Below are 4,108 nucleotides of genomic sequence, written 5' to 3'. Positions count from 1 at the left end.
GATCCTCGGGAAGCCAATCCCGAAGCGAGGGCGGCAGGAGAAGCGACTGGTCCGGCTCGTAGCGTCGAAAGTCTCGCGGCATGGCTCACTCTAGCGAGACTCACCCCTCAATGGCCCTCTGCCGCGCAGACTCCTAGGCGGAGCACCCCACGTACCTGTTTCCGCGCACCTCATGGCTACATGAACCAGCGCTTCACGCTGTTCACGCTGTCGCCGAACTCCCGCATGAACGCCAGCTCCTGTTCGTCGAGGGGGCCGGCCTCGAGCGCTGCCAGGTTCTCCTCGAATTGCTCGATCGTCGAGGGCGCGGTCAGACAGACGTGAACGTGCGGGTTGGAGAGTACGAACCGGTAGCACATGCGTGCGGTGGGTCTTCGCGCTTCCTGTGACCAGCCCCGAGGGCGCCTCAGCAGCATCCCCCAACGGGTGGCGGTGTAGCTCACCACGCCGGGGTTGTGCGCGCCGACGAAGGGGAAGATCCGCTCTTCGGCGCCGCGATGCGCCGCGTTGTATCGCATCATCACGACGTCCAGGGCGCCCTCGGCAGCCAACCGGCCGACGAACTCCTGGTCGTGACACGAGATCGCCACCGAACGGACCTTTCCCTCTTCGCGCAGACGGTACAGCTCCTCTCGAACGCGTTCGGGAAAATGCTCCGGCTTGAGGACACCCAGGAACATGAACACGTCGATGTAATCGGTTCGCAGTTGGCGAAGGCGCTTCTCGAGGGTCTTTCGGAGGTCGGTGTACGAGAAGCCGAGATTGTAGGCGCCGGTGGCCACGACGTAGCGCTCGCGTTCGGAGGCCGAGAACTCGCGAAGTACGCGTATCAGCTGCGTGTCGAGGCCGTATCCGAAGAAGAAGTTGATGCCCGCGTCGAGCGCCTTGTGAACGCAACGCACGCTGGGGCGATAGGAGGCCGACAAGCCCAGCCTGTGAACCTGTATCCCGGTATTTCCGAGCGTCGCGCGCGTGAAGCTCTGCTCCATCGGAAAACCTCAGGTCGACCGCGCCAGGTCAGGCGTTACGAACCAGTTCGACGTTGTGTCGGCCTAGAAGGTAGTCGATGGGCGGGTCGCCACCGAATCACGTCGATCGTGGACCGGGCCGCCGATCGTGTCGTGAAGGGACCGGGGTGGAGGCGCACGGCGATTCGCCTGACGACCCGGAGGCGGCGGAAGCTGCTGGCACGGATCCCCGAAGCAGGCCCGGAGACGGCTGGCTCCGGCGACCGGGGGTTCAGGCCCTGCTGATCTCCGGCGACCCCCCGGCCAGCCCGCGGACGATGCGATGGCGTTGCTGCCCAAGCCGTTCCGCCCCGATGAGCTGGTGACGGCGATCCGCTCCACCCCGACTCGCGACACCTGGGGTGGTGCTCCCCGCCCGCCGTCTCGCGAGCGCGCGCCTTGCTGGCCCGGTTCCCGGTGCTGTCCGGGGCCCTGGAGTGACTTGCCTCCCTCAACTCGATTCAGCCAGGTCGTTCGAATCGAGGCGAACGGACTCGCGCGCGGACCGGCCAGCTCCTAGTCTCGCGGTGGTCGCCTGAGCGTGCACAATGGGAGCCGATGTCTTGCCCGCCTTGGAGCGCATCCGCACCGTCATCCTCGGGGCGGCCGGCCGCGATTTTCACGATTTCAACGTTCTCTATCGGGACGATCCGGCCGTAGAGGTCGTCGCCTTCACGGCCACGCAGATCCCCGGGATCGCCGGTCGGTGCTATCCCCCGGAGCTCGCCGGCGAGCGCTACCCGAACGGCATCGCCATCGAAGCCGAGGCCGATCTCGAGACGATCTGTCGGGCGCAGGAGGTGCAGCGCGTCGTCTTCGCGTACAGCGACGTGCCCCACGCGCACGTGATGCACCTGGCGTCGCGCGCAATTGCATGCGGCGCCGACTTCGTGATTCCCGGTCCCCAGCGCACGATGCTCGAGGCGCGGTGTCCCGTGCTGGCGGTGTCGGCGGTCCGCACCGGCTGCGGAAAGTCCCAGACCGCGCGCTTCGCGGTGGGGCGCCTGCGCGGCGCGGGTTTCCGCGTGGCGGCGATTCGCCATCCCATGCCCTACGGAGACCTCCTCGCCCAGCAGGTGCAGCGCTTCGCGACCCGTGCCGATCTCGACTCCGCTCGCTGCACGATGGAGGAGCGCGAGGAATACGAGCCCTACATCGAGGCCGGCGCCGTCGTGTTTGCAGGTGTGGACTACGCGGCGATCGTGGCGGCGGCGGAAGCCGAGGCGGAGGTGATCGTCTGGGATGGTGGCAACAACGACTTCCCCTTCGTTCGGCCCGATCTCCACATCGTGCTCGTCGACGCCCTGCGTCCCGACCAGGTCACGACCCACCACCCGGGCGAAGCCGTCGCGCGCATGGCGGACGTCGTCGTGGTGAACAAGGCGTGTACTGCCTCCCCGCAGCAGGTGAGCCGGGCGGTGGCCGAGGCGCGGGCCCTCTGCCCGGACACTCCCGTCTTGCGGGCCGCCTCACCCGTCCGACTCGACGACCCGGCGCGCGTGCGCGGCCGGCGTGTCGTCGTCGTCGACGACGGGCCCACACTCACCCACGGCGGCATGGCCTGGGGGGCGGGGTTCCGCGCCGCGGTCGCGGCCGGTGCGCAGGTCGTCGATCCCCGCCTGGGTTCTGCGCCCGAGATCCGCGCTGTCTTCGATGCCTATCCGCACCTTGGGGACGTGCTCCCCGCCATGGGCTACGGCGAGGCGCAGCTCGAGGCTCTGCGCCGCACGCTCGAGGCCACCGACGCCGAGCTCGTGGTGGCGGGCACTCCCGTGGATCTCGCCGCGCTCATCCCGCTGCGAATTCCCGTGGTGCGCGCACGCTACGCCTACGAGGATCTCGACGAGCCCGGGCTCGCCGGCCACATCGAGCGCTTCGTTCGGGAGCACGTCGCCGCCTCTCCCGAGGAGGCGTCGGGATGAAGCTCGTCGTGGCCCTGGGGGGGAACGCATTGGGTCGCCGGGACGCGCCGAAAGGTCGCGACGTCGAATTCTGGCGCGAGTCCGTGCGCGCTGCGGCTCCGATCGTGGCGCGCCTGGCAGCTTCCCGCGACGTTGTCGTGACGCACGGGAACGGTCCGCAGGTCGGCCTGCTCGCGCTGCAGGCGGCCGGGCACGGCGACCGGGTGCCCCTCGATGTGCTCGGGGCGGAGAGCGAGGGGATGCTCGGCTATCTGATCGAGCGGGAGCTCCGCACGGCACTTGGGGATCGCGATGTCGCGGCGCTCCTTACACAGGTGCTGGTCCGCCCGGACGACCCGGCCTTCGCCGCGCCGACAAAGCCGATCGGACCGGTCGTCTCTGCAGAGGAGGCCGAGCGCCTGGCCGCGGCGCGCGGCTGGACCTACGGGCCGACCGCGGCTGGACTGCGCCGTCTGGTGCCCTCCCCGATGCCGTGCGCCGTGTTGGAGCGCTCCACGATCCGCCTGCTGATGCGGCTTGGCGTCGTGGTCGTGTGTGCGGGGGGCGGCGGGATTCCCGTTGCCGAGGCCCCCGACGGCACCCTCCACGGGGTCGAGGCGGTGGTGGACAAGGACGCGAGCTCCGCCCTGGTCGCCACCGATGTTGGAGCCGAGCGGCTGCTGCTTCTAACCAACGTTCCGGCCGTCTATGCCGACTGGCCCACTGCCCGCGAGCCGATCGAGAGCGCGTCGCCCCGGGCCCTCGCGGCCCTCGGGTTCGAGGAGGGGTCGATGGCGCCGAAGGTCGAGGCGGCGTGCCGCTTCGTGAAGCAGACTGGGGGCACGGCGCACATCGGGGCCCTGGAGGACGCCGTCCGCATGCTGAGCGGCAAAGCCGGTACCCGCATCGAGCCGGGCAACGGCCCGGTCGTGAGTGCGGGCGGGTGAGCGCGACCGTCGGCAGCGCCGGCTCGACGATCGCCTGCTTCCGGCGCGTTCGAGGAGCGCCGTCGAGCGGCTCAAGAGCTCAGTACATTCGAGGCGGATGAATATCGAGAACGGAGTGCGTCCAGCTTAAGGCTGGCGCATCCAGCGGGAGCCAGTCCCGCCAGGGCAGGAGTCAGGAGCCCTGTAGCTTGGGTCGCAGACAGGAGGGAAACCGAATGATCTGAAGCCGACCGACAAAGCCATCTATAGGATG

At 69.1% G+C, this 4,108-nt stretch carries 3 protein-coding genes; 2 read left to right on the top strand and 1 reads right to left on the bottom strand.

Translation table 11 applies throughout. From position 1 onward, the window contains the following. Positions 1-176: 176 nt before the first annotated feature. A complete protein-coding gene (locus GY937_25190; GenBank protein ID MCP5060011.1) occupies positions 177-989 on the bottom strand; it encodes an aldo/keto reductase in 813 nt (270 codons plus the stop codon). Positions 990-1,555: 566 nt separating this feature from the next. Between GY937_25190 and GY937_25185 the strand changes: the two genes are divergently transcribed. Next, on the top strand, positions 1,556-2,929 hold the full coding sequence (locus GY937_25185; GenBank protein MCP5060010.1) for a GTPase: 1,374 nt from the start codon (positions 1,556-1,558) through the stop codon (positions 2,927-2,929). Continuing rightward, positions 2,926-3,855, top strand: a complete 930-nt coding sequence (locus GY937_25180) for a carbamate kinase (protein MCP5060009.1) — start codon at positions 2,926-2,928, stop codon at positions 3,853-3,855. Before GY937_25185 ends, GY937_25180 begins: the two co-directional genes overlap by 4 nt. The last annotated feature ends 253 nt before the right edge of the window (positions 3,856-4,108 follow it).

The sequence above is a fragment of the bacterium genome, from assembly GCA_024228115.1.
Classification (GTDB): domain Bacteria; phylum Myxococcota_A; class UBA9160; order UBA9160; family UBA6930.
Note: the sequence above shows the minus strand (reverse complement) of the source record. Positions and strands in the feature narration are given on the sequence as shown.